Below are 25,606 nucleotides of genomic sequence, written 5' to 3'. Positions count from 1 at the left end.
GTTACGGTGATCGTCAGGCGGACGGGGAGGATCGGATGAGCGTGCTGCGGCCGACCGGGCCAGAACCGGCGAGCGTGTACTGGCGACGTCGACTGGTGGTGCTGGCGGCCCTGGTTCTGGTGATCGTGCTGATCGTCGTCGTGGTGAAGGCCCTGACCGGCGGTGGCGACGAGCCGCAGACGCCGATGGCTGAGCCGAGCCCCAGCCAGAGCGCCGCGGCCAGCACCGAGCCGGTTACCTGTGATCCCGCGAGTCTGACCGTGGAACTGAGCGCGGATGCGGCGACCTACCCCGAGGGCGCGCAGCCGGTGTTCACCGCGACGATGACCAACGCCGGTGCCACACCGTGCCTGTTGGACGCGGGGGACGACCAGCGCCAGATCGTCGTCACCTCCGGCAGTGACCGGATCTGGGCCAGCACCGACTGCGCGACCGGTGACCCCTTGCAGCTACTGCTCGCGCCGGAGCAGGCGGACCAGCGGCAGACCCAGTGGGACCGCAGCCGCTCCGACGAGGCCTGCTCCGCGGGCCTGCCTGCGACGCAGCCCGGGACCTACCAGGCGGTGCTCACCCTCAACGGCGTGAGCACCGACCCGGTGGTCTTCACCCTGGGGTGATCACCCGGTCGATCCCTGGCTGATCAGGGCTTGACGATGATCTTGCCGCGGGTGTGCCCGGCCGCCAGCTCGTCGTAGGCCTGCGCTGCACGGTCCAGGGGGTAAGTCGCGGAGACCTCGATCCGCAGGTCACCGTCCGCGGCTAGCTGTGCCAGCTCGCTCAGGTCGGCCGGGTCGGGGCGGACCCACACGTAGTGGCCGCCGAACTCGGTCCGGGCCCGCGGGTCGGCGATGGAGACGACCGTGCCGCCCTCACGTCGCAGCTGATCGGTGACGTCCATCGCCGCGCCACCCACATAGTCGAGCACCACGTCGACACCCTCGGGTGCCAGCGCACGTACCGCCTCGACCAGGCCGTCACCGTAGGTCACCGGCTCGGCACCGAGCTCGCGCAGGTAGTCGTGATTGCGCTCCGAGGCGGTGCCGATCACCCGGGCCCCGGCGCGCACCGCCAGCTGCACGGCGATGGAGCCCACCCCGCCGGCGGCAGCATGCACCAGCACCGTGTCACCCTCGCCCAGGCCGGAGCGGCGCACGCTCTGCAGGGCGGTCAATCCGGCCAGCGGCAGGGCGGCGGCCCGGTCGAAGTCCAGCCCGGCGGGCTTCTTCGCGGCGGTGCGGACCGGCACCTGCACGTACTCGGCGAGGGTGCCGTCCTGCACGGTGTCCTTACGGGCGTAGGCCAGGATCTCGTCCCCCTCAGCGAACTCCGGGGTGTCCAGACCGGCCTTCACCACCACACCGGCGACATCCCAGGCCGGGATCGCGGGGAAGCGGGTGTCGATCAGCCCTTGGAGGTACCCCTCGCGGACCTTGTAGTCGACCGGGTTGATCCCGGCGGCCACCACCTTCACCAGCACGGAGTCCGGACCGACATGCGGTTCGGGCTGTTCGGTGACCTGCATGACCTCAGCGCCGCCGAAGCGGTCGTACGTGACTGCCTTCATATTCGGGCCAACCACGGTCGACCCGGGCGCATTCCGTCAGACGTACCTCTCGAGGATGCTGGATTCGGCCAGCCGGGACAGTCCTTCGCGCACGGCACGGGCGCGCTGCTCGCCCACACCGTCCACGGCCATCAGGTCGTCGATGCTCGCAGCGAGCAACTTCTGCAGGCTGCTGAAGTGCTCGACCAGTCGGTCGACGATGGCACCGGGAAGTCGGGGAACCTTCGACAGCAACCGGTAGCCGCGGGGCGCGACGGCGGCGTCCAGGCTTTCCACTGTGCTGGACAGGCCGAGCACCCGAGCCATGGCTGACAGATCCAGCAGCTCGGTGGCATCCAGGGTGCTCAGCGCCGCCTGCACCTGCTCCAGGCTGCGCCGGGTGGTGTCGACGTAATCGCGGATGACCAGGCTGGCGTCCGCGCCGATCCCGCCGGTCAGCTCATCCAGTTGGAGGGACAGCAGTCGACCGTCGGTGCCGAGCTCGACCACGTATCCCGCGATCTCCTCCGAGATGCGACGCACCATCTCCAACCGCTGCACCACGACGCCGACATCGCGGACCGTGACCAGGTCCTCGATCTCCAGCGCGGACAGGGTGCCGGAGACCTCGTCCAGTCGGGCCTTGTAGCGCTCCAGAGTGGCCAGCGCCTGATTCGCCCGGGACAGGATGGCGTCCGCGTTCTCCAGCACGTGCCGCTGATTGCCGACGTACAGGGCGATGATCCGCATCGACGCGGAGACCGAGATCACCGGCAGGCCGGTCTGCTTGGCCACCCGCTCGGCGGTGCGGTGCCGGGTGCCCGACTCCGAGGTGCTGATCGAGGAGTCCGGCAGCAGTTGCACCGCCGCGCGCAAGATGGTGCCCCCCTTCGGGTCCATCACGATCGCGCCGTCCATCTTGGCCAGCTCGCGCAGTCGGGTCGCGGAGAACTCCACCGCCAACTCGAATCCGCCCGAGCAGATGCTCTCCACGGTGTCGTCGTAGCCGAGGACGATCAGCGCGCCGGTCCGGCCACGCAGGATGCGCTCCAGACCGTCGCGCAGCTCGGTGCCGGGCGCGACAGCGGCCAGTGTGGAGCGGAGCAGCTCGTCCGCCTGGGAGGTGGGCACGGGCGTGATCCTACGGGTCGCTGCCCTGCTGACGCAGGTGTTGTCCCGGCGTGTGGGCGCTCGGGGCTAGCGTGACCGACCGTGAGCACCAGCACCTCCCGTCAGAGTCGTACCGCCCGCGCCGCACGGGCGGGTTACCGCTGCTCGGAGTGTGGGTGGACCACCAGCAAATGGGTCGGTCGGTGCGGGGAGTGCCAGACCTGGGGCAGCGTCGGCGAGGACGGCGGTGCCGGTGGCGCGGCGCCGCGCACGGTGGCCAGTGCCCCGCCGCGCGGTGCGGCTCGGCCGATCGCGCAGATCGACGTCGAGGCGAGTCGGTCCTGGCCCACCGGCGTGGACGAACTGGACCGGGTGCTCGGCGGTGGCCTGGTGCCCGGTGCGGTGGTGCTGCTGGCCGGGGAGCCGGGCGTGGGCAAGTCGACCCTGCTGCTGGATGTGGCCAGCCGGGTCGCGGACTCCGACGGGCGCACCGTGCTGTACGTGACCGGGGAGGAGTCTGCCGGGCAGGTGCGGCTGCGCGCCGAGCGGATCGGGGCGTTGGCGGATCGTCTGCTGCTCACCTCGGAGACCGACCTGGCGACCATCCTCGGGCACATTGAGCAGTCCGCGCCGGATCTCCTGGTGCTCGACTCGGTGCAGACCGTGGCCTCTGCCGAGGTGGAGGGCTCGCCGGGCGGTGTTGCGCAGGTGCGGGAGGTCGCCGGGTCGTTGATCGCGGCGGCCAAGGAGCGCAACCTGCCAGTGGTGCTGGTCGGGCATGTGACCAAGGACGGGTCGGTGGCCGGACCGCGCACCCTGGAGCACCTGGTGGATGTGGTCTGCCAGTTCGAGGGTGACCGGCACTCCCGGCTGCGACTGCTGCGGGCCACCAAGAACCGGTTCGGGCCCACGGACGAGGTCGGCTGCTTCGACCTGAACGAGGGCGGCATCGTCGGACTCGCCGACCCCTCCGGACTGTTCCTGTCCACCGAGCGCAACCAGGTGCCCGGCACCTGCGTCACCGTCACCCTGGAGGGTCGACGCCCGCTGGCCGTGGAGGTGCAGTCCCTGGTCGCGCCCAGCATGCTGTCCAATCCGCGGCGGACCACCAGCGGGGTCGACGGGTCCCGGTTGGCGATGGTGCTGGCGGTGCTGCAACGACGGGCTGGGCTCAAGGTGGCCGACCAGGACGTCTACGTGTCCAGCGTCGGCGGAGCCCGGGTGGTGGAGCCTGCCGCTGATCTGGCGCTGGCGCTGGCCACCGTCAGCTCCCGGGAGAACGTCGCGCTGCCGCCGCGGTTGGTGGCGATCGGGGAGGTCGGCCTGGCGGGGGAGATCCGACCGGTGTCCGGGACCCTGCGGCGACTGTCCGAGGCCGCACGGCTGGGCTTCACCCACGCGGTGGTGCCCGCCGGCTCCATTGAGAAGGGGCAGGCCCCCGCCGGGATCGCCGTGGCACAGGCAGCCGACTTGATGGAGGCCGTGCGTGCCACCAGATCATCGGGCTCAGCGGCGGGCTAGTCGGCGCAGCCGCCCACCCGGGACACGACGGGCAGCGGATAGCCCCGGACGCAGGCCCCCACGCCGCTAGGCTGCGCGGGACCATGCGGCGACCAGCGAGAGGTCGCCGGGGAGAGACAGATGACTGAGCGCGATACCGACCGGCAGCAGCCCACCACCCCCACCAGCGACCCCGTGGCCCCGGCCCCGGTGATTCCCACCGCCTTCGGGAGCGCCCCGTCCGGCACACCCGCCGTGGCGGAGGGACGACCGGCCATCGGCCATGACGCGGCCGCCCCGGTCGCCGAGGAGTCGACGGTCGAACCCGCTCCGGTGACCGGTTCCTTCGCGCTGCCCCCGGTGCCGAGTCGACGCTCGCTGCGCGGCAAGCCGCCGGTGAGCACCGCGGCGATCCCCATCGTGCCCGCGCCGACCGGGGTGCAGGTGCCGACCCAGGCCGTGCCGTCGCCCCAGGCGGAGTCGCTGACCGGGGCGGAGCCGTCGACCCACGCGGAGCCAGTGGCCCACCCCGAGCCTCTGTCCCCGTCGAAGGCCCCGACCGGCGACGATACGGCTCTCGCCGCGGACCGCCCGATGGGGGCGACCGCCACGACACCCGTGACGCCGACCATCGCGACACCGGCTGCTCCGGAACCGCAGGGGCACCGCGAGTCGCCGATGGTCGACTCGGAGCTGGCGGCGGACCCGCTGGGCGACGAGCCCGCACCCGTTCCGACCTGGCACCCGATCACCGGTGCGGTGCCCGTGGTCGCCCCCGCGTCCCCGTGGGAGCCGGTCACCGGGCAACAGCCGGTTGTCCCGGCCGCGCCCGTCGGGGCCCCGGCTGACAACACGGCACCGGCTGACACCGCTATATCGCAGGAGCCTGCGACAGCGAGCAACGCCGAGACAGCGCAGTCGTTCGAGCAGGCCGCCCCAGTGCCGCAGCCCTCGGGACAGGCGACCGTGGCACAGCAGCCCGCGACATCCGAGACGTCAGCGCCCATCCGACGACCCACCCGCACGCTCCGCCCCGCCGCCTTTGAGGAGCCCCCCGCGATGATCCCTGCCCCCCATGACGATGGAGCGGCGTTCCCCGGCGGGCAGGTGTCCGAGGAGCCGGTCGACACTCCCCGTCGCCGTCGCGGCCTGTGGATCGCGCTGGTTGTCGTCGCGGCGTTGGTGCTCGGTGGGGCTACCGCCTGGTATCTGATGAACCGGGACGACACCGCATCGGAGCAGCAGGTCGTTCAGGCTCCGTCGCCCACCAGTGAGGTGCCCGCAGTGGACCGGACCGCCGCCACCGCCTTCGCTCAGTCGTTGCCCGCCACGGTGTTGCAGTACGCGCTCAGCGCCTCGCAGGACGATCCGCAATGGGTGGCAGCCGGAGCGGTGGAGGCCTACCAGGACACCTACGTCGACCAGTCCGGTGCGACCTTGACCGTGCACTCGGGTCAGTGGGGAACCGCTGCGGAGGCGCAGACCCAGCAGGCGTCGCTGGCCGGTGCGCTGGTCGGCGAGGTGATCAGCGCGGGAGCGGTCACCGTGGAGGGGGTCGACACTGGTGCCCTGACCGTGGTGGACCTGGGCGATGGCACCGGGACCGCGGTGTGGAACAACGGGTCGGCGGTCTTTGTCCTCACCGCGCCGATCGCGGATGTGAGCAACGCTTACGCGGCGTTCCCGATGTGAGCGAGATTTCGCTGCGGTGGGGACGTTGCGAGAGTATTTTTGGGGGATCGGTAGTTCGATGAGTGTGGAGTGTGTGTTGTGACGGTCACGAAGTACGATGACGCGAGCTGGCACTACGGGGGCACGTATCCCGACGACCTGCCGGACGATGCCGCGGCGACACATATCGGAATGTTCCTCGCCTGGTGCCTGTTCAGTGGTTTCGCCAGCGACGATGCTGCGCAAGAGCTGTCAGGCGAACTGCAGGAACTCAGGGATCGGCTGACCACTCCGGGCAAGTTTCTCATCGAGGCGATGGACGAGAAGTTCATCAGTGCTGATCTGAACGAGGAAGGCAACGCGTTCACCGTCGCCTACTACGAGGGAAAAGACAACGACTCTCGTTACGTCGGTGACTTCCTTGCTGCTTTTGGCACCAGCGTCGCCGATATCTACCGGGTTCCTGATACCTGGGAGGTATTCGAACGTCTCGCGCCGATGATCTCGCAGCGTTACGCCAACTGGATCGCGGCAGGCCGTCCGCAGTTCATCGTCTAGGCCTCTGCGGTTGCTCGGGGCAGCCTGACGGTGAAGGTCGTCGCCCCGGGTGTGCTGTCTACCTCGATGGTCCCGCTGTGCGCGGTCACCACCGCATGCACGATGGCCAGTCCCAACCCGGTCGACCCGGCAGCGCGGTTACGTGACTCGTCGCCGCGGGTGAAGCGTTCGAACAGGCGCGAGCGCAGCGGCTCGGCGATACCGGGACCGTCGTCGCGCACCCGGAGCACCACCTGCGTGCCCTCGTCCCGGACCGAGACGGTGACTGTGCTCCCGGGCGGTGTGTGTACCCGGGCGTTGGACAGCAGGTTGAGCAGCACCTGACGCAGCCGGTGCTCGTCGCCGATCACGGGGGACGGCGGTTCGGCATCCTCCTCGCCTAGATCCAGGTGCCACACGTGATCCGGCCCGGCGACATGGGCGTCCGCGACCGCATCCACGGCGAGTCCGGCCAGGTCGACCTCGGTCTGGTCCAGATCGCGGCCCGCGTCCAGTCGGGCGAGCAGCAGCATGTCCTCCACCAGGCCGGTCATGCGCGTGGCCTCCGACTCCACCCGGTCCATCGCTCGTCGCGCGTCCTGCGGGACCGGCTCGGGCAGGCGCTGCACCAGCTCCGCGTAGCCACGGATCGAGGCCAACGGCGTGCGCAGCTCGTGCGAGGCGTCGGCGACGAACCGGCGGACCTGGGTCTCGGACTCGTGCCGTGCGGACAGCGCGGACTCCACGTGGCCGAGCATCCGGTTCAGGGCAGAACCGACCTTGCCGACCTCGGTGCCCGGGTCGGTGTCGGCCTCGGGTACGCGCTCGGCGATCTGCACCGCGCCACGGGCCAGCGGCATCTCGGCCACACGTGTCGCAGTGGCGGCGACCCGGTCGAGCGGGCGCAGCTCCCGTCGGAGCAGCACAGTGGCCAGCCCGCCGCCGACCAGCAGGCCGACCACGCCGACCGCGATCTCCACCGCGAGGAACGCGTCCACGGTGGCGGTGGCATCGGCCAGTGGCAGGGCGGTGACGGACAGGTCACCGTCGGCATTGGTCACGGCCACCGCCCGGTAGGAGCCGAGGTCGGGTAGATCGAGGGTGATCGGGTCGCCGTCCGGGGTCAGGCTGAGCAGGAGGTCGAGTTGAGCGTCGGTGAGCTCCTGACTGTCACCGTTGTCATCGAGGTACCCCGACAGGGTGATGCCGTCGAACTGGTAGACGTTCACCGTGCCGACGTCCTGCCCGGGCAGGCCCAGCGCCGGCGGGGTCTGGGTGGACGGGCGGGGGGCAGACGGGTCGGGAGCGTCCTCCTGGAATCGCTGCGGTGCCTGCTGCGCGCGCTGACTGGCGGCGGACAGCCGGTCGTCGATCTGCCCGATCAGCGAGCTGCGCAGCGCCACCGTCGACACCACACCCATCACGGCGGCCACCGCGGCCAACAGGATCAGCACCACCGCGACCAGGCGACGGCGCAGGGTCCAACGACCGCGCGGTCGACGACTGGACGCGGCCTCGCTCACGCGGCGGGCTTGAGCACGTAGCCCACCCCGCGCAGGGTGTGCAGCATCGGCTCGCGTCCCTTGTCGATCTTGCGGCGCAGGTAGGACACGTAGAGCTCGACGATGTTCGCCTGCCCGCCGAAGTCGTACTGCCAGACCCGGTCCAGGATCTGCGCCTTGGACAGCACCCGCTTGGGGTTGCGCATGAAGTAGCGCAGCAGCTCGAACTCCGTGGCGGTCAGCCGGATGTCCTGCCCGGCGCGGGTGACCTCGTGGGAGTCCTCGTCCATCACCAGGTCACCGACGGTCAGCACCGCCTCTTCCCGTTGGTTGACCGCTCCGGTGCGGCGTAGCAGGGCGCGCAGTCGGGCGACGACCTCCTCCAGGCTGAACGGCTTGGTCACGTAGTCGTCGCCACCGGCGGTGAGCCCGGCGATCCGGTCCTCGACAGCGTCCTTGGCGGTGAGGAACAGCACCGGCACGGTGGGGTGCGTGGTGCGGATTCGTCGCAGCACCTCCAGGCCGGACAGGTCGGGGAGCATGACGTCGAGCAGGATCACGTCCGGGTCGAGGCTCTTGGCCTGCTTGATGGCGGCCTGGCCGGTCAGTGCGTGCTCCACCTGCCAGCCCTCGTAGCGCAGGGCGGTGGACAGTAGCTCGGCCAGGGTGGCCTCGTCGTCGACGACGAGGGCGCGGACGGGCTGGCCGTCCGGACGGGTCAGGGCTTCGCGGGTGAGAGTGGAGGCGGTCATGAGAACACTGTGGATCCGCTGTCTGGACCAGCCCTGACGTCTCCCTGTGAAAACCCTGTGGTCAGTCGTCGGCGACGATGGACAGCACGTTGCCGGCCGGATCGGTGAACCACGCGATCAACGGTCCACCACCGCGGAACACTCCGTCGTCGTCGGTCTGGGTGGGGGTGCCCTCGTAGCGCTCGAACTCCACCCCACGCTCGCGCAGCTCGGCGACCGTGCCGGGCACATCGGCTACCCGGAAGTTCAGCACGGTGAAACTCGCCGGTCGGTGGGCGTCACCTTTCGGGTACAGCAGCACCTGCGCGCCGGTCCCCAGCTGCAGCCAGAGCAGCCCGTCCACTGCGCGGGTGTCCAGGCCGAGCACCTCGCCGTAGAACTGTTGCGCCGCCGCCACGTCGTCCACCGAGAACCCGCTGAACGGGTTGCTGAGATCGGCCATGATCGCCACCCTCCGTCCTCGGTCACCACGGTGTGACCGCTACCGACAGCGTGGACCTCGATCGCAGGGCGCGCACGCGGCGCGTGCACATTCGGTGTGCGGCTGTGGATGGAGTCGGTACCTGTGGCACCCGTCGCTTACCGTGAGCGCCATGACCCCGACCCACGCCCCGCCGCCCGCCGCTGTGCGGGCACCCCGCGCGGGAGCGGTGGCCTGGACGGTGGTGGTCGTGCTGGTCGCCGCGTTGGCGACGGTGGCGTGCTGGCGGCTGTTCGTCGGGACCGAGCAGGGTCAGTCGGTGGACCAGGCCGCGCTGGAGGGTGCGCACATCGGCCAGACCCGACTGTGGCAGGTCGCCGAGCCGGTGCTGGACGTGGTGTCCGTCGGGTTCATCGTCGCCGCCGTCCTGGCCTGCGGGGTGGTGGCACTGCTGCGCCGTCGCTGGTCGCTCGCGGTGGCCGCAGTGGTGGTGCTCGGCGGGGCCAACATCAGCACCCAAGTGCTCAAGAAGCTGGTCTGGGACCGTCCGGACTGGGGGCACGGCCCGGACTTCAACACGCTGCCCAGCGGTCACACCACCGCGGCGGCCTCGGTGGCGGTGGCGGTGCTGTTGGTGGTGCCGCCGCGTGCTCGATCCTGGGTGGCGGTACTCGGTGCGGTCTACGCCGCGGCAACCGGGATCTCCACGCTGGTGGGGCAGTGGCACCGGCCCTCGGATGTGATCGCCGCCCTGCTGGTGGTCCTGGCCTGGGGTGCGTTGGCCTGCCTGGTGCCCGCTGTCGGCGTTCGCGCCGACACAAGGCCACCCACCGCAGCGGTGCCGCTGGCCACCACCCGGCCGATCGGGCGCGCCGGTGACCGGATCGCGGTGGGGTTGCTGCTGGCGGCTGCCGTCGTCACCGGGGCGATGGGCACGGTCGGACTACTCGGCACCTGGCGTGCCGCTGATCCGCTGGCCACCCGGACGTCGCTGCTGACCGCCTATGCCGGGGGAGCGCTGGGCATCGTGGCGGTGGCGGCACTGTCCTTCGCGGTGCTCACTCTGATCCGCCGTTCGGCCACCGCATCCGGTCTGCGGGACGGACCGTCGTAGAGTTCCCCCGCATCGGCGGATGGCATGCTGTCGTCGTCGCCGCATCACACGCTCGAGGAAGCAGGAGTCCATGTCCGCAGGTCGCAAGCTCGTCATCGTGGAGTCGCCCGCCAAGGCGCGCACGATCGCGGGGTACCTCGGCGACGAGTACGACGTCGAGGCCAGCGTCGGGCACATCCGTGACCTGCCGCAGCCCTCGGAGCTGCCCGCGGAGATGAAGAAGGGTCCGTTCGGCAAGTTCGCCGTCGACGTGGACAACGGCTTCGAGCCGTACTACGTGGTCGACGCGGACAAGAAGAAGAAGGTCGCCGAGCTCAAGCGCAAGCTCAAGGACTCCGACGAGCTCTACCTCGCCACCGATGAGGACCGTGAGGGCGAGGCCATCGCCTGGCACCTGCTCCAGGAGCTCAAGCCGAAGGTTCCGGTCAAGCGGATGGTCTTCCACGAGATCACCCGTGAGGCGATCACCCGTGCGCTGGAGAACACCCGCGAGCTGGACGAGCGCCTGGTGGACGCACAGGAGACCCGGCGCATCCTGGACCGGCTCTACGGCTACGAGGTCAGCCCGGTGCTGTGGCGCAAGGTCCGCCAGGGGCTGTCCGCCGGTCGTGTGCAGTCGGTCGCGACCCGCCTGGTGGTGGAGCGCGAGCGCGAGCGGATGGCCTTCGTCCCCGCGGACTACTGGGATCTGACCGGCACCTTCGCGGTGACCGCCGCCGACGAGCCCGCCTTCGAGGCCCGACTGACCCGGATCGGCGACCAGCGGGTGGCCACCGGACGGGACTTCGGCGACGACGGTGTGCTGAAGAAGTCCGCGGGTTCGGTGATCCACCTGGATGAGTCCGCCGCCACCGCCTGGGTCTCCGCCCTGGACGGCGCGGACTTCACGGTGCGCTCGCTGGAGTCCAAGCCGAGCACCCGTCGACCTGCCGCTCCGTTCACCACCTCGACCCTCCAGCAGGAGGCCTCCCGCAAGCTCCGGATGGCGTCCCGTCAGACCATGCGCACTGCGCAGAGCCTGTACGAGAACGGCTACATCACCTACATGCGAACCGACTCGCCGGTGCTGAGCAGTCAGGCGATCGATGCTGCCCGCCGGCAGGCCGCCGAGCTGTACGGTGCCGACCACGTCGCGGACAAGGCCCGGGTGTACGCCGCCAAGTCCAAGGGCGCGCAGGAGGCTCACGAGGCGATCCGTCCCGCCGGTGACAACTTCCGTACCCCGGCGCAGGTGGCTCGGGAGCTGTCCGGCGACCAGTTCCGGCTGTACGAGCTGATCTGGAAGCGGACCGTCGCCTCGCAGATGGCTGACGCCAAGGTGCAGACCACCACGGTGCGCCTGGGTGCCACCGTTCCCGCTCCGTCGACCGGTACCCCCACCGAGGCACAGTTCTCCGCCTCCGGCACCGTCATCACCTTCCGCGGCTTCCTGGCCGCCTATGAGGAGGGTCGGGACGTCGAGCGTTACGAGGGCAAGGAGTCCTCCGGCAAGGACGAGACCCGGCTGCCCCGGATGTCCGAGGGCGACCCGCTGTCCGCCGCCGACCTGACCGCCGACGGTCACCGCACCTCTCCGCCGCCGCGTTACACCGAAGCCAGTCTGGTCAAGGCACTGGAGGAGCGCGGGATCGGCCGCCCGTCGACCTACGCCGCGACCATCTCCGTGATCCAGGACCGTGGCTACGTCACCAACCGCGGACAGGCACTGGTCCCCACCTGGTTGGCCTTCGCGGTGACCCGGCTGCTGGAGGAGAACTTCGACCGGCTGGTGGACTACGACTTCACCGCCGGGATGGAGCAGGACCTGGACGCCATCGCCGCGGGCACCGAGGACCGGGTGGACTGGCTGACCCGGTTCTACTTCGGCAATGCCGCAGCTGATGGCGTGGACGGGGACGGCCTGCGGGAGTTGGTCGCCAACCTGGGGGAGATCGACGCCCGCGAGGTGAACTCGATCGACCTGGGTGACGGCCTGACCCTGCGCGTGGGTCGCTACGGCCCCTACATCGAGGACGCCCAGGGCGAGCCCGGCCCGGACGGCAACCCGCGTCGCGCCTCGGTGCCGGATGACCTGGCCCCCGATGAGCTGACCGCCGCCAAGGCACGCGAGCTGCTGGAGGCCGAGCCCGAGGGCGATCTGGTGCTCGGCACCGACCCGAACACCGGCACCACCATCGTCGCCAAGAACGGTCGCTTCGGGCCGTATGTCACCGAGGTCCTGCCGGAGCCCGAGCTGGACCCAGGTCTGTCCGCGGCCGCCAAGAAGAAGGCCCTGGCCGCGCAGCCCAAGCCGCGCACCGGGTCGCTGTTCAAGAGCATGTCGCTGGACACCGTGACCCTGGACGACGCGCTCAAGCTGCTCAGCCTGCCCCGGGTGGTCGGCACCGACCCGGAGACCGGCACCGAGATCACCGCGCAGAACGGTCGCTACGGCCCGTACCTGAAGAAGGGCACCGACTCGCGCACGCTGCCGTCGGAGGACGCGATCTTCAGCACCACGCTGGAGGAGGCGCTGGCGATCTACGCCCAGCCCAAGCGCGGTCGTGGTGCCACCGCCGCGCCGCCGCTTCGCGAGCTGGGTGACGACCCGACCTCGGAGAAGCCGATCGTCGTCAAGGACGGCCGGTTCGGGGCGTACGTCACGGATGGCACCACCAACCGCACCCTGCCCCGCGATGTGACTCCGGAGACGATCACCCGCGAGCAGGCCATCGAGTTGCTGGCGGAGAAGCGCGCCCAGGGGCCAAAGAAGAAGCCCGCGGCCCGCAAGACCACCACGCGGAAGGCTGCGGCCAAGAAGTAGCACCGGCCGGCCGACTGAACCGCCTGGGGCATGCGCCCCGGGCGGGGTCAGTGCGCGATGAGCCAGCCGCGGGCCGGAACCGTGGCCTCACCATCGTGCAGCGCGACCGCGGCAGGATCACCGTGACCCGGCGACTCGTCCGGCGCTGACACCGCCAGTACCTCGCCCGCACCCATCGGCACGGTCTCCGCCTCGCCCAGGTTCAGCGCCACCGTCATGGTCTGCCCCTCAGCTCCGTGCTGTCGGTAGACCAGCAGCTCACCGCTCACCCGCAGCACCTGCGTGCTGGCGTCGGCCAACCACGGGTGCCGGTGGCGCAGGCCGAGCAGCAGTTGGTGCAGCCGCCGGAGCGCCGCACCACCGGGTGCCATCCCCTCGGCCGGGATCTCCGCGGGGGACGGGGGGTACGCCGGACGGATCGCGTCATCGCCGCCGGCTCGCTCCTCCTTGAGGCCGGGCATCGCCTGCTCGTCGCCGTAGTACACCGCGGGGGTGCCACGCAGGGTGGTCAGCAGCACCAGCGCGTGCCCGGCGGTGCGGGGGCCGCCGACCTGCGTGACGATTCGGGTCACGTCGTGGTTGCCGATGAACGTCCACGGTCGGAACCCCGCACCGAACTCGTCGTGACGGCCGAGCGTCCAGACCAGCTCGTGCCAGTTGTGGTCGATGATCGAGCTCCAGACCGCCTTCCAAAGTTCGTACTGGGTGACGGTGTCGACGCCGGAGTCGGCGACGAACCCGGTGTAGTCGCCGTGGATGACCTCGCCGAGCAGGTAGGCGTCCGGGTGCCGGGCGCGCACCCGGGCGGTGACCTGCGCCCAGAACTCGGTGGGCACCGCGTAGGCCGCGTCCAGCCGCCACCCGTCGGCCCCCGCGTCCAGCCAGTGGATCATCACCTCGGCGACCCAGTCGACCACCCGCGCGCTGCTGTGGTTCAAGGTGACCAGGTGGCGGTGTCCCTCGAAGCAGTCCCAGGTGGGTCGGTCACCGGACCAGTCGATGCGGAACAGCGCGTTGTCCGGGTGCTCCGGTCCGGCGGTGAGCACGGCCCGAAAGAGCGGGTGCTGTTCCCCGACGTGGTTGAACACGCCGTCCAGCAGCACTCGCACCCCGCGGTGATGGGCGGTGGCAATCAGCGCGTCGAAGTCCGCCCGGTCGCCGAGCCGCGGGTCGATCCGCAGATGGTCGACGGTGTCGTAGCCGTGGGTGCTCGCGGCGAACACGGGACCGAGCGCCAGGCCGTTGCAGCCGGTCTCCACCAGGTAGTCCAGCCAGGCGGTGACGTGCGGCAGCCGGTGCGTGAGTGTGGGGGTGAGCGTGGGTTCGGTGCCGGTGAAGCCCAGCGGGAACACCTGCCACCACAGGGCATCGGCCGGTCGGACCAGGTCAGCGCTCACCCGGCCCACCGTAGGCCCGGCGCATCACCCCACGCATGACGCAGGTCCTCCCGTCGGGCCCGCGCAGGCGAGAAGGGCCTGGACATGGCGCAGGTCCCCGGCCCAGGGAGGACGGCCGGGGACCTACGGGTTCGCGAGTCAGCGCTCGTGCATCAGCGCCCGTGGATCAGTGCGCGCGGTGCAGCACCGGCTCGGGCAGACCAGCGTCGGCGCGGACCTGACGGCTGAAGCCCTCGATGGAGCGCAGCGCGTCCACCAGCTCCGGCACCCGGACGGTGAAGGGCATCGCGTGGATCGTCTCACCCTCGACGGTGGCGAGCTCGGCGACCCGGGTCAGGTCGTCGACGTCGTCGGTGGTCAGGCCGATCTCGGTCAGGGTGTTCGGCAGGCCGACCCGGGTGGTGAACTCGATGAAGTCGCGCACCTCCTGGGTGGGGGCGCCCTCGAGGATCAGCTGGGTCAGGGAGCCGATGTTGACCTTCTGGCCGTGGGTGAGCCCGTGGGTCTGCGGGGCGGCGGTCAGGCCGTTGTGGATGGCGTGCGCCGCGGCCAGACCACCGGACTCGAATCCCAGCCCGGACAGCAGGGTGTTCGCCTCGATGACCTTCTCCACCGCGGGGGTGACCAGGTGGTCCCGGACGGCGGCGATGGCGGGCAGCGCGTTCTCCCACAGGGCGTCCCAGGACAGCTTGGCCAGCGCGGTGCCGGTCATGGTCGGCAGCCCACCGGCCATCGTGGTGGCGTCGGTCGTGGCCACCGCACGGGCCTCGATCCAGGTCGCCAGCGCGTCGCCGACCCCGGCGATCAGGAACTTCACCGGCGCGTTGGCCACCAGCTGGCTGTCCACCAGCACCAGGTCCGGGTTGTGCGGGAAGAACCGGTACTCCTCGAATGCGCCCTCCTCGGAGTAGATCACCGACAGCGCCGAGCAGGGGGCGTCGGTGGAGGCCACCGTCGGCACGGACACCCACCGGATTCCGGCCAGGTGACCGGCGGCCTTCACCGCATCGATCACGGAGCCACCGCCCACGCCGACCACCACGTCAGCGCCGACCTCGGCGATCCGGGCGGCGATGGCGTCGACCGCCTTGGCGGTGGCGTAGACCCCGAAGGTGTCGCGGGTCAGCGGCAGACCGGCCTCGGCGAAGGAGGCAGTCACCTGCTCCCCGACGAACCCCCAGACCACGTCGTCGGCGACGACCAGAGGAGTGGAGCCGATGGGCTTGGTCAGCTCACCGAGCCGGGCGAGTGCACCGCGGCCCTGGGCGTAGCGACCGGGGGATATAACGGTACGGATCGGGTGAGCTGCGGACACGGGGGGCTCCTTCGGATCACGCCGACGGTGCCCCCGCGGTGTTCCGCGGAGACCGTTCACCGCCGACCCCACCAGCCTAGGCAGCACCGGACCGGTCCGCGCAGGGACCTCAGGCCCTGGGCGCGGACGCCGAGGGGGTGGGTCGGCACTAGGGTCGGGGCCATGACGCTGATCGCAGAGCCGCGCACCGCGCCCGCCCTCCGCTGGGGCATCCTCGGCGCCGGGAACATCGCCGGACACTTCACCGACGCCCTGCACGCCGAGACCGAGTCCCGGGCGGTAGCCGTCGGCTCCCGCAACCGGGACAAGGCCGCCCGCTGGGCCGCCGCCCACGGGGTCCCGACCGTGCACGGCAGCTACGCCGAGCTGGTCGCCGACCCGCAGGTGGACGTGGTCTACGTGGCCACCCCGCACTCCGAGCACCGCGAGCACGCCCTGCTGGCGATCGCCGCGGGCAAGCACGTGCTGGTGGAGAAGGCCTTCACCCGGAACGCCGCCGAGGCCCGCGAGGTGCTGGACGCCGCGAAGGCCGCCGGGGTGTTCGTGATGGAGGCGATGTGGACCCGGTTCCTGCCGCACGTCCAGGCGCTGCACCAGATCCTCGACTCCGGTGAGATCGGCGAGGTGGTCGCGCTGTTCGCCGACCACGGGCAGTTCTTCCCGCTGGACCCGAGCAGTCGGCTGTACGACCCGGCGCTGGCCGGTGGCGCGCTGCTGGACCTCGGGGTGTACCCGGTCAGCTTCGCCCACGACCTGCTGGGCGCACCGCGGTCGGTGCACGCCACCGGCCAGCTGACCACCACCGGCGTCGACGGGCAGATCGGCGTCGTCCTCGACTACGGCGAGCGCACCCAGGCCACCCTGTCCACCACACTGTGGGCCCGGACCCCGACCACCGCCGCGATCACCGGCACCGACGGGGCGATTACCGTCGAGGGCTCGTTCTACGCCCCGACCTCCTTCACCGTGCAGCGGCGGGACGGTCGGGTGTGGACCTTCGACCGGCCCACCCCGCACGGCCTGCAGTTCGAGGCGGCGGAGGTGGCCCGCCGGATCACGGAGGGCGCCACGCAGAGCCCGCGGATGACCTGGCAGCACACCCTGGACGTCATGACGACGATGGACACGATCCGCGAGCAGATCGGGGTGCGCTACCCCGGCGAGTGAGTGCGCTGCGCACCAGGACGCGCCGACCCGGTGACCCGCCGGGTCGGCGCGCCTAGGGTCGGCACATGGACGTGATCGGCCCCGGCACCAAGGGCTTCTGGCAGACCGCACCGGTTCCCGCGACGCAGTGGCTGGCCGAGGGACACCACCTGTTCGACGGATCGTTGAGCTGGCCGGTGCTGACCGTGGACTCCGCAGCCGTCGACCACAACGTGGCCACGATGGCCGCCTTCGCCGCCGAGCACGGGCTGCTGCTCGCCCCGCACGGCAAGACGTCGATGGCCCCCGCCCTGTTCCGCCGCCAGCTCGACGCCGGTGCGTGGGGCATCACTCTGGCCAGCGCCACGCAGGCCGCCGCAGCTCATGCGGCGGGCATCGGCCGCATTCTGATCGCCAACGAGGTGCTCGACCCCAGTGCCCTGCGCTGGATCGCGTCGGTGGCACCACAGGTGATGCTCCAGGTCGACTCCGAGACGGGGATCACGGCGCTCGCGGCGGTGGCGGACCCGGACAACCCGGTGCCGGTGCTCGTCGAGCTCGGGCACGACGGTGGTCGGACCGGGGCGCGCGATCTGCCGCAGCTGCTCCACCTGGCCCAGCAGGTGCAGCACACACCCGGACTGCGACTGGCCGGGGTCACCGCCTATGAGGGTGGGCTGCCCGGCGCGGCCGAGGTGCGCGCGTTCCTCGGTCTGCTGCGTGCGGCGGGCACCGCGGTGGCCGAGCTGATCGACGGGCAGGTGATCGTCTCCGCGGGTGGGTCGGCGTGGTTCGACGTGGTCGCTGAGGTGCTGGGTGGGATGCCGGGTACCCAGGTGCTGATGCGCAGCGGGTCGACGCTGACCCACGACCACGGCATCTACGCCCAACGCACCCCCTTCACCCGCATCCCCGGCGAGCTGCACCCGGCGCTGCGGGTGTGGGCGCAGGTGACCTCGCGTCCGGAGCCCGGACTGGCGATCCTGGGTGCCGGGAAGCGCGACCTTCCCTACGACGAGGGACTGCCACTCCCGCTGCGTCGGCACCGTGCCGGGGCTGTCAACGATCTGGCCGGGTGGACGCTGACCCGGACCAACGACCAGCACGCCTATCTGGAGGCAGACGGTGCCGCCACGGAGTTGGCGGTCGGCGACGTGGTCGAGTTGGGCCTGTCCCACCCCTGCACCAGCTTCGACAAGTGGCGGGTGGTGCCGGTGCTCGACCCCGATCAGCGGGTGGTGGAGCTGCTGTTCACCCTGTTCTGACCGTTCCACCGCATCCGCTCACCCGCGACCAGCACGTGGGTGACACCGTTCGCAGTCGACCGCGGGCGCTCATAGGTCGCGGTGTCAGCCACCGTGCCCGGGTCCACCACCACCACATCGGCCCGGGCACCGGGACGCAGCACACCCCGATCCGGCAGGCGGAACACCCGGGCCGCAGTCCCGGCCAGGTGCTGCGCGGCCTCGCCCCAGGTCCAGTCGCCGAGCGCGCGGACGTGGGTGCCGAGGAACCGGGCGAAGGTGCCCCACCCGCGCGGGTGGGGGTGTCCGCCCAGGTAGATGCCATCCGATCCCGCGCAGTGCGCCTCGTGCCGCATCAGGGCACGCACCGAGTCCAGCGAGTTGGTCGGCGGCTGCTCGAACACGCAGCCCACCCGCAGTCCGGTGGACACCAGCAGCCGCAGGGCGGTCTCTGCTGGTGATTCACCCAGCTGCTCGGCGACGGCGGTCAGCCGCTGTCCTTCGGTCCAGCGGTAGTCGGGGTGTGGCACGGAGGCCAACGTCACTCGCGGCCACACCTGCGCGCGGGCGGGCAGGTCATCCGCGCGCAGTCGGGCCAGCACCTGCGGGTCGGTCAGCATCGCGGTGGCCCGCTCCGGATCGGCCAACGGCAGCCAGGTCGGCAGCGCCACCAGCGCGAGCACCGAGGCGCCCCGCAAGTAGGGGTAGCTGTCGAAGGTCAGCTCCACCTCCGCGCGGGCGGCATCCAGTAGCGGGACGATTACCTCCGCCGGACCGTGCAGGTGGGAGACATGGGTCGCGACGCCGGTGGCCCGGGCCAGGTCCAGGAGCTCGGTCAGCGCGGCGGGTGCCTGGGTCTCGTACCCGCGCATGTGCGAGACATGGGGCAGGTCGTGCCGGGCCAGCACCGCGCACAGGGCGGTCAGCTCCTCGGTGGTGGACCAGCAGGCCGGGGCGTACTCCAGACCGGTGGACATCCCGCGTGCGCCCTGGTGCAGCCCCTCGTCCAGCAGCTCGCACATCCGCTTGATCTCCGCCGTCGTCGCCGGTCGAGGATCGGAGCCGAGCACCGCGTAGCGCAGTGTGCCGTGCGGGACCAGGTAGGACACGTCCACGGTGGACCGCCCTCGGTAGCTGGCCAGCAGCTCGGCCACTGATCCGCGGTCGAATCCGGGGTGGTCGCCGTCGATGGCCGCGAAGTACCGGCGGGTGAACGCCGCGGCGTCCGGACCGTCCGGGCTGGCATGCGACGGGGCGTAGGACAACCCGTCCTGGCCGACCACCACCGTGGTGACGCCCTGGGAGGTCAGCGCGTCCTGCACCTGGGGGTCCAGCGCCACCGCATCGGCGTGCACATGGGCGTCGATGAAGCCGGGCAGCACCATCTGCCCGGAGACGTCCACGGCCTGCGCGTCCTCGACCGGGTCGCCGGGGGTCAGCACCGCCGCCACCCGATCGCCGTCCAGCAGCAGATCGGCGGGGCGGGCCGGGGCACCAGTGCCGTCGGCGAGCAGACCGCCCCGCAGCAGTAGCCGGCTCACCCCGCGCCGTCCTCGGCGTGCACCAACCGGCCCAACTCGTCGAAGCGCAGCGGCCAGCCGGGCACTCCTGGGCGGCGCTGCCAGGGGCGGGGGCCGTCCAACGGTCGGTACTCCACTCCGGCCGCAGCCAGCCGGTCCAGATGCGCGCCCCGCAGTCGCCGGTCGAAGTCGTGCCAATCCCGGCGCTCCCGCGGGCTCCACACCACCTCCGCGAAGGCGGACAGCCGGGGGTAGGCGGCGTAGTCCATCCGTCGCTCGGAGTTCAGCTGCTCGCTCCACAGCTGGGCCTGGGCACCGAGCACCCGTCCGGTGCCGGACTCGCTGGTGGCCTCGGCGACCTGGTCGGTCACCGGTTCGAACCGGTACACATCCTCGATGGTGTGCACCGTGCCGACCGGAACCGGCTCGTCCAGACCGGGGGCGGCGCGGTGGTCCAGGTAGACCTCGTGCTCCGGGCAGACCACCACATCGTGGCCGTCGCGCAGGGCATCGATCCCGCCGCGGTACCCACGCCAGGAGTTGATCACCACGTCGGTCGGCAGCCGGGAGCCGCCCACCTCGTCCCAGACCACCGTGCGCCGACCGCGGGCCCGCAGGTGATCGGCCAGCTCGCCGATGAACCACGGCAGCAGCTCCTCGACGGTGGACATCCCGAGCTCCTCGGCGCGACGCAGACTGGCCGGGTCGGCGGTCCACTCGTCCACCGGCACCTCGTCGCCGCCCAGGCAGATCAGCGGGGCGTCGAAGATGGTCAGCACCTCGTCCAGCACGGTGCGGTAGAAGTCGAGCACCCGGTCGGTCGCACCCAACACATGGGGATTCAGGCCCCACCGTGTCCACACCGCCCAGGTGGACGCCTGCTCGGGCAGGGCGGCGAGCTCGGGGTAGGCGGCCATCGCGGCCTGGGAGTGTCCGGGTAGGTCGATCTCCGGTACGACGGTCACGCCCCGGGTGTGGGCGAAGGCCACGATCTCCCGCAGGTCGTCCTGGGTATAGAAGCCGCCATGCGGGGTGCCGTCGTAGTGCGTGGAGCGGGAGGACCCGAGCTGCGACTCGGTGCGCCAGCTGCCCACCTCGGTCAGCCGGGGGAAGGCGTGGATCTGGATCCGCCATCCCTGGTCGTCGGTCAGGTGCAGGTGCAGCAGGTTCAGCTTGTGCGCGGACATCAGCTCGATGAAGCGCATCACCCCGGCCTTGGGCATGAAGTGCCGGGCGACATCCAACAGCACGCCACGGTGGGTGAACCGCGGGCCGTCCTCGATCCGCACCGTGGGCAGCGCGAGGGCGTGCGCCTGCCGCGGCACCGCGCGGTAGGCGTCCGGACCGATCAGCTGTTGCAGACTGCGCAGGGCATGCCGGGCACCGTCCGGGCCATTCGACTCGATCCGGACCCCGGAATCCACCATTAGGCGATAGTGCTCGGGGTCGAGGGTCGGATCGTGGTGCAGCACGAGATCGGCGGCCCCGTCGACGGTGACCAGCTCCCGACCGAGGCGTACCGCCAGCACATCGATCAGCAGAGGGCGTACTGCTGCCAGCTCCGCGTGAGTCGACACGGTCAGGCGCTCGGGCATGGTCCATCCGCGCCCGTCCGCTACCAGCGTCGCGGGGGCGGGGACCAGCTCGGGTCCGGTCATGTCAGGCCTCTCGGGTGGTGGGACGGGGTGCGCGGGACCAGCCCATCGCGCCGGACAGCGAACGGGCGAGCTCAGCGGTGGCTCGGGCGTGCTCGCGCAGCACCACCGGCGGCATCCGGTGGTGGTCGAGTGCCACACCGACCGCGGCGACCACCATGCCGGTGTGGTTGAGCACCGGCGCGGCCACCGCCCGCAGTTGGGGGTCGTGCTCGCGGTCGTCCAATGCGAATCCGCGCTGCCGGGTGCGGTCCAGCTCGCCGCGCAGCTCGGTCGGGTCGGTGATGGTGCGTGGGGTGAGCGCGCGCAGCCCGGTCGCGATCGCGCGGTCGATCCAGGCCGGCGGCGCGACGGACAGCACCGCCTTGCCCCAGGCCGAGCAGTAGGCGGGGATCAGTGCGCCGGCGCGCAGTGCGCCGCGTCCGGTGCTCAGCGCCACCCGGATCCGGTCCTGGTCAGGCACGCCAAGTGCGCAGATGCCGCCGGTGCGCTCGGCCAGTTCCCGCAGCGCCGGTTCGGCCAGCGCGGGCAGGTCGATGGCACCCAGGTAGGACTGTCCGAGGCGGAGCGCTCCGACCCCCAATCGGTACCGACCGGCGGGGTCGCGGATCAGCAGGCCCTCCTCGATCAGCGGCGCGAGCAGCCGTGCGGCAGTGGACCGGTGCACGCCGATCGCCTCGGCCAGCTGGAGCACCGGGACGCCGCGGTCGGCGGTGGCGTGGGCCCGGACGTGTTCCAGCAGGTGCAGGCAGCGGCGGACGGACAGGGACTCGTTGCGGCCGGTGGCCTCGACGGCGGTCATCGGACGGGGGAGTGCGGACGGCGGCGGTGCACGGACGCTCCTGGGGGCTCGGGTGGTCGTGACGCTAACAGCGATATCGGCGGACTTGTCGTGTCCTGCGCACGGAATGCACCGCTGATGGCGTGTGCATCCGTCCGTGTCCGGCTTGGGTGCGTTGTGCGTGTGCAGTGCACGACGCGTTGGGCCGTGGGTGTGGCTGGATACCCTGAGCCCCGTGACCACCACCCCTGCGCCCGTCCCCGGCGGCCTGTTCATCTCCTTCGAGGGTGGCGACGGCGCGGGGAAGTCCACCCAGTTGCAGCTGCTGGGGCGGTGGCTGACCAGCGAGTTCGGGCTCCGGGTGGTGCCGACCCGAGAACCCGGCGGCACCACGCTCGGTGCGGTGCTGCGTGACGCCGTGCTGCACGGCGAGGACATGGACCCCCGTACCGAGGCGCTGATCTACGCCGCCGACCGCGCCCATCACGTGGCGTCGCTGGTCCGGCCCGAGCTGGACGCAGGGGCCGTCGTACTGACCGACCGCTACCTGGACTCCTCCGTCGCCTACCAGGGCACCGGCCGCGACCTGGGTGCGCACGAGGTCGAGCAGCTGTCGCTGTGGGCCACCGCCGGGCTGCTGCCCGCGCTCACCGTGCTGCTCGATCTGGACCCCGCGGTCGGTCTGGGTCGCCTCGCCGACCGCGATGCCGCCCCGGACCGGCTGGAATCCGCGGGGGACGACTTCCACCGCCGGACCCGCGCCGCGTTCTTGGACCGTGCTGCCGCCGACCCCGACCGGTGGTTGGTCCTCGACGCCGCCCGCCCCGCCGAGGACATCGCCGCGGACATCCGCACCCGGGTCACCGCTCTGCTCGCGGAGCGCGGGGTCACCGCATGACCACCGTCTGGGACGACGTGGTGGGACAGGAGCCCGCCGTCGAGGTGCTGCGGGCTGCCGCCGAGCACCCGGAGAAGATGACCCACGCCTGGCTGCTGACCGGCCCGCCCGGCTCCGGTCGCTCCAACGCCGCCCGCGCCTTCGCTGCCGCACTCCAAGACCCGAGCGCCGACCCGCACAGCCCGGGCTGCGCGCAGGTGCTGGCTGGCACCCACCCGGATGTCACCTTCGTCGCCACCGAGGGTGTCGTCATCCGGGCCGAGACCGTGCGCCCATTGGTGGAGCTGGCCCAGCGCAGCCCCGCGCAGGGTCGGTGGCGGGTGATCGTGATCGAGGACGCCGACCGGCTGAACGAGACCTCCGGGAACGTGCTGCTCAAAGCCATCGAGGAGCCGCCGCCGCGCACTGTGTGGCTGCTGTGCGCCCCGAGCCCGCAGGACGTGCTGGTCACCATCCGCTCCCGGTCCCGCGCCGTCGCCCTGCGGGTGCCGCCGGTGCAGGCCGTCGCCGACCTCCTGGTCCGCCGGGACGGGATCGACCCCACGGTGGCGCTCACCGCCGCGAAGGCCGCGCAGAGTCACGTGGGTGTCGCCCGTCGCCTGGCCCGGGACCCGGCGGCACGCGCCCGCCGCGACCAGGTGCTCCGGCTGGCCTCTCAGGTCCGCGGGGTCGGGGACGCGGTGTTGGCCGCCGCCGATCTGGTCGAGACCGCGCAGGCCGACGCCAAGGCCGCCACCGAGGAGCGCGATGCCGCCGAGCGCACCGCCCTGCTCCGTTCCCTCGGTGCCGAGGGCACGACGACCATCCCGCCCGCGCTGCGCGGTCAGATCCGCCAGCTGGAGGAGGAACAGAAGCGGCGGGCCACCCGCGCCCAGCGCGACGTGCTCGACCGCGCGATGGTCGACCTGCTGTCCCTCTACCGGGATGTCCTGGTGGTCCAGCTCGGTGCCGGCGTCGACCTGGTCAACGGTGAGCAGGAAGAGGCCGTCCGGGACCTGGCCCGCAGCAGCACCCCGGAGCAGAACCTGCACCGGATGGACGCCGTCACCGAGGCCCGTGAGCGATTGGCCGGGAACGTCTCCCCGCTGCTGGCCGTCGAGGCGATGATGATCGGCCTGCGTCCCCAGCGGGCCTGAGACACCCGTTACCGTGGCCCGGTGACTTCCCAGCGCCATGCCCGCACCCTCGCCCTGACCGCTGTCGCCGCCCTCGCGCTCGCCGCATGCAGCGCCGGTGACGGCCGCACCGACACCGATGCCACACCCTCCCCGGTGGTCCCGACCTCGGTGCCCGACGGCGCGGAGAAGATCTACGCCCAGCAGATCGACTGGTCCAGCTGCGGCGACCTGGAGTGCGCCACCGTCACCGTCCCGCTCGACTGGTCCGACCCGAGCGGCGACACCATCGACATCGCGGTGAACCGGCACCAGGCCACCGGTGAGAAGCTCGGCTCGCTGCTGATCAACCCCGGCGGCCCCGGCGGCTCCGGCATCGACGCGCTGTCCTCCATCGCTCTGGGTGGATTCGGTGACGATGTGATCGCCGCCTATGACCTGATCGGCTTCGACCCGCGCGGCGTCGGCCAGTCCACCGCCGTCGACTGTGTGGGCGATGCCGAGATGGACGCACTCGTGTCCGCCGACTACGACTTCAGTACCGATGAAGGCGTGGCCGCCGCAGAAGCCGCCTACGCCACCCTGGGCAAGGGCTGCCTGGCGAACACCGGTCCGCTGCTCGAGCACGTCGACACGGTCAGCGCGGCCAAGGACATGGACGTGATCCGTGCCGTGCTCGGCGACGACACGCTCACCTACGTCGGCTACTCCTACGGCACCCAGCTCGGCGCCACCTATGCCGCACTCTTTCCGCAGCAGGTCGGTCGCCTGGTGCTCGACGGTGCACTGGACCCGACGCTGAGCAGCCAGGAGCTGTCCCTCGGCCAGGCCGTCGGCTTCGAGAACGCGCTGCGCGCCTACGTCACCGACTGCCAGAACGGCACTGACTGCCCACTCACCGGCACCGTGGACGAGGGCCTCACCCAGATCCGCGCCCTACTCGACCAGGCCACCGCCACCCCGCTGCCCACCGGCACCGACGGTCGCACCCTGACCGGCGCGCTCGCGTTCAGCGGAATCGCCCTGCCGCTCTACGACGAGTCCAGTTGGTCCTACCTCACGATGGGCCTGCGCGAAGCCCTGGCCGGCGACGGCTCCGTCCTGCTCCAGCTCGCCGACCTGTACTACGACCGGGACGCCAGCGGCACGTACACCACCAACTCCACCGTGGCGTTCTGGGCCATCGGCTGCGCGGACGACCGTGGCACCACCGACATCGCCCAGATGCGCGCCGACGCCGCCGAGATCGAGGCCGCAGCCCCCACCGTCGGCAGCTTCTTCGGCTACGGCGGCGTCCTGTGCGCCAACTGGCCCGTCGCCGAGGCCGGCGGCCTGGACTCCTACACCGCCGAGGGCGCCGCCCCCATCGTCGTCATCGGCACCACCAACGACCCGGCCACCCCTTACACCTGGGCCGAATCCCTCACCGCCACCCTCGGCGACTCCGCCACCCTGCTCACCTACGAGGGCGAGGGCCACACCGCCTACGGCCGCTCGAACTCCTGCATCCTCGACGCGGTCGACGCCTACCTGGTCGACGGCACCGTCCCCGCCGACGGCACCCGCTGCTGAGAAGCACTTT

21 protein-coding genes are annotated in these 25,606 nt (G+C 71.4%); 11 read left to right on the top strand and 10 right to left on the bottom strand.

What is annotated here, in order from left to right; genetic code table 11:
• Positions 1 to 35 precede the first annotated feature (35 nt).
• Complete coding sequence (locus tag AB0N78_RS09835; RefSeq protein ID WP_363389133.1) at positions 36 to 617, top strand: hypothetical protein; 582 nt, start codon at positions 36 to 38, stop codon at positions 615 to 617.
• A gap of 23 nt (positions 618 to 640) precedes the next feature.
• On the opposite strand, the gene AB0N78_RS09830 is transcribed toward AB0N78_RS09835, so the two are convergent.
• Positions 641 to 1,564: an NADP-dependent oxidoreductase gene (locus tag AB0N78_RS09830; RefSeq protein ID WP_363389130.1), complete on the bottom strand. Its 924-nt coding sequence runs from the start codon at positions 1,562 to 1,564 to the stop codon at positions 641 to 643.
• 36 nt (positions 1,565 to 1,600) lie between these two features.
• On the bottom strand, positions 1,601 to 2,674 hold the full coding sequence (disA, locus tag AB0N78_RS09825) for a DNA integrity scanning diadenylate cyclase DisA (protein WP_363389128.1): 1,074 nt from the start codon (positions 2,672 to 2,674) through the stop codon (positions 1,601 to 1,603).
• An 81-nt stretch (positions 2,675 to 2,755) separates the two neighbouring features.
• Here disA and radA point away from each other — a divergent pair, with 81 nt between their 5' ends.
• From radA to AB0N78_RS09810, 3 genes are all read left to right on the top strand, one after another.
• Complete coding sequence (gene radA / locus AB0N78_RS09820; RefSeq protein WP_363389125.1) at positions 2,756 to 4,174, top strand: DNA repair protein RadA; 1,419 nt, start codon at positions 2,756 to 2,758, stop codon at positions 4,172 to 4,174.
• Positions 4,175 to 4,294: 120 nt separating this feature from the next.
• Entirely contained in the window at positions 4,295 to 5,845 is a 1,551-nt protein-coding gene (locus tag AB0N78_RS09815; RefSeq protein ID WP_363389122.1) for a hypothetical protein, read from the top strand.
• 78 nt (positions 5,846 to 5,923) lie between these two features.
• Positions 5,924 to 6,382 carry a hypothetical protein gene (locus tag AB0N78_RS09810; protein WP_363389119.1) on the top strand — a complete coding sequence of 153 codons (459 nt, stop codon included), beginning with the start codon at positions 5,924 to 5,926 and terminating at the stop codon, positions 6,380 to 6,382.
• Here AB0N78_RS09810 and AB0N78_RS09805 read toward each other — a convergent pair.
• The 3 genes from AB0N78_RS09805 to AB0N78_RS09795 form a co-directional block, all read right to left on the bottom strand.
• Positions 6,379 to 7,884, bottom strand: coding sequence for an ATP-binding protein (locus AB0N78_RS09805; RefSeq protein ID WP_363389116.1), 1,506 nt, complete (start codon positions 7,882 to 7,884; stop codon positions 6,379 to 6,381). The genes AB0N78_RS09810 and AB0N78_RS09805 overlap by 4 nt on opposite strands.
• Positions 7,881 to 8,615 carry a response regulator transcription factor gene (locus AB0N78_RS09800; protein WP_363389113.1) on the bottom strand — a complete coding sequence of 245 codons (735 nt, stop codon included), beginning with the start codon at positions 8,613 to 8,615 and terminating at the stop codon, positions 7,881 to 7,883. The genes AB0N78_RS09805 and AB0N78_RS09800 overlap by 4 nt, the downstream gene beginning before the upstream one ends.
• Positions 8,616 to 8,676: 61 nt before the next feature.
• Complete coding sequence (locus tag AB0N78_RS09795; protein WP_363389111.1) at positions 8,677 to 9,057, bottom strand: VOC family protein; 381 nt, start codon at positions 9,055 to 9,057, stop codon at positions 8,677 to 8,679.
• A 151-nt stretch (positions 9,058 to 9,208) separates the two neighbouring features.
• Between AB0N78_RS09795 and AB0N78_RS09790 the strand changes: the two genes are divergently transcribed.
• Together AB0N78_RS09790 and topA are read left to right on the top strand one after the other, a co-directional pair.
• Positions 9,209 to 10,150 carry a phosphatase PAP2 family protein gene (locus AB0N78_RS09790; protein WP_363389108.1) on the top strand — a complete coding sequence of 314 codons (942 nt, stop codon included), beginning with the start codon at positions 9,209 to 9,211 and terminating at the stop codon, positions 10,148 to 10,150.
• A 70-nt stretch (positions 10,151 to 10,220) separates the two neighbouring features.
• Positions 10,221 to 12,953 carry a type I DNA topoisomerase gene (topA, locus tag AB0N78_RS09785; RefSeq protein ID WP_363389105.1) on the top strand — a complete coding sequence of 911 codons (2,733 nt, stop codon included), beginning with the start codon at positions 10,221 to 10,223 and terminating at the stop codon, positions 12,951 to 12,953.
• 47 nt (positions 12,954 to 13,000) lie between these two features.
• Here topA and AB0N78_RS09780 read toward each other — a convergent pair whose 3' ends face one another.
• Both AB0N78_RS09780 and AB0N78_RS09775 read right to left on the bottom strand, forming a co-directional pair.
• The gene (locus tag AB0N78_RS09780) at positions 13,001 to 14,350 is read right to left on the bottom strand and encodes an alpha-amylase family glycosyl hydrolase (RefSeq protein ID WP_363389102.1); all 1,350 of its coding nucleotides are present in this window, start codon (positions 14,348 to 14,350) and stop codon (positions 13,001 to 13,003) included.
• 166 nt (positions 14,351 to 14,516) lie between these two features.
• Complete coding sequence (locus tag AB0N78_RS09775; RefSeq protein WP_363389099.1) at positions 14,517 to 15,665, bottom strand: glycerol dehydrogenase; 1,149 nt, start codon at positions 15,663 to 15,665, stop codon at positions 14,517 to 14,519.
• Between the two features lie 162 nt (positions 15,666 to 15,827).
• Here AB0N78_RS09775 and AB0N78_RS09770 point away from each other — a divergent pair, with 162 nt between their 5' ends.
• Positions 15,828 to 16,832, top strand: a complete 1,005-nt coding sequence (locus AB0N78_RS09770; protein ID WP_363389096.1) for a Gfo/Idh/MocA family oxidoreductase — start codon at positions 15,828 to 15,830, stop codon at positions 16,830 to 16,832.
• A 65-nt stretch (positions 16,833 to 16,897) separates the two neighbouring features.
• Positions 16,898 to 18,076 carry an alanine racemase gene (locus tag AB0N78_RS09765; protein WP_363389093.1) on the top strand — a complete coding sequence of 393 codons (1,179 nt, stop codon included), beginning with the start codon at positions 16,898 to 16,900 and terminating at the stop codon, positions 18,074 to 18,076.
• Here AB0N78_RS09765 and AB0N78_RS09760 read toward each other — a convergent pair.
• From AB0N78_RS09760 to AB0N78_RS09750, 3 genes are read right to left on the bottom strand one after another with little or no spacing between them, the layout of a single operon-like run.
• Entirely contained in the window at positions 18,040 to 19,596 is a 1,557-nt protein-coding gene (locus AB0N78_RS09760; protein ID WP_363389091.1) for an amidohydrolase family protein, read from the bottom strand. The two genes, AB0N78_RS09765 and AB0N78_RS09760, sit on opposite strands and share 37 nt — an antisense overlap.
• Positions 19,593 to 21,233 carry a beta-N-acetylhexosaminidase gene (locus AB0N78_RS09755; RefSeq protein WP_363389088.1) on the bottom strand — a complete coding sequence of 547 codons (1,641 nt, stop codon included), beginning with the start codon at positions 21,231 to 21,233 and terminating at the stop codon, positions 19,593 to 19,595. The genes AB0N78_RS09760 and AB0N78_RS09755 overlap by 4 nt, the downstream gene beginning before the upstream one ends.
• A gap of 1 nt (position 21,234) precedes the next feature.
• A complete protein-coding gene (locus tag AB0N78_RS09750; RefSeq protein ID WP_363389086.1) occupies positions 21,235 to 22,032 on the bottom strand; it encodes an IclR family transcriptional regulator in 798 nt (265 codons plus the stop codon).
• Between the two features lie 214 nt (positions 22,033 to 22,246).
• Here AB0N78_RS09750 and tmk point away from each other — a divergent pair, with 214 nt between their 5' ends.
• The 3 genes from tmk to AB0N78_RS09735 are packed head-to-tail and all read left to right on the top strand — an operon-like array spanning position 22,247 to position 25,596.
• Positions 22,247 to 22,909 (top strand): dTMP kinase, encoded by a 663-nt coding sequence (tmk, locus tag AB0N78_RS09745; RefSeq protein ID WP_363389084.1) that lies wholly within the window; start codon positions 22,247 to 22,249, stop codon positions 22,907 to 22,909.
• Complete coding sequence (locus tag AB0N78_RS09740) at positions 22,906 to 24,045, top strand: DNA polymerase III subunit delta' (RefSeq protein ID WP_363389081.1); 1,140 nt, start codon at positions 22,906 to 22,908, stop codon at positions 24,043 to 24,045. The genes tmk and AB0N78_RS09740 overlap by 4 nt, the downstream gene beginning before the upstream one ends.
• 21 nt (positions 24,046 to 24,066) lie before the next feature.
• The gene (locus AB0N78_RS09735) at positions 24,067 to 25,596 is read left to right on the top strand and encodes an alpha/beta hydrolase (RefSeq protein WP_363389078.1); all 1,530 of its coding nucleotides are present in this window, start codon (positions 24,067 to 24,069) and stop codon (positions 25,594 to 25,596) included.
• Positions 25,597 to 25,606: the final 10 nt, after the last annotated feature.

Source organism: Cellulomonas sp. NPDC089187 (assembly GCF_040685135.1).
Classification (GTDB): Bacteria; Actinomycetota; Actinomycetes; order Actinomycetales; family Cellulomonadaceae; genus Cellulomonas.
The sequence above is the reverse complement of the archived record's forward strand: the minus strand, read 5'-3'. Positions and strand labels throughout refer to the sequence as shown.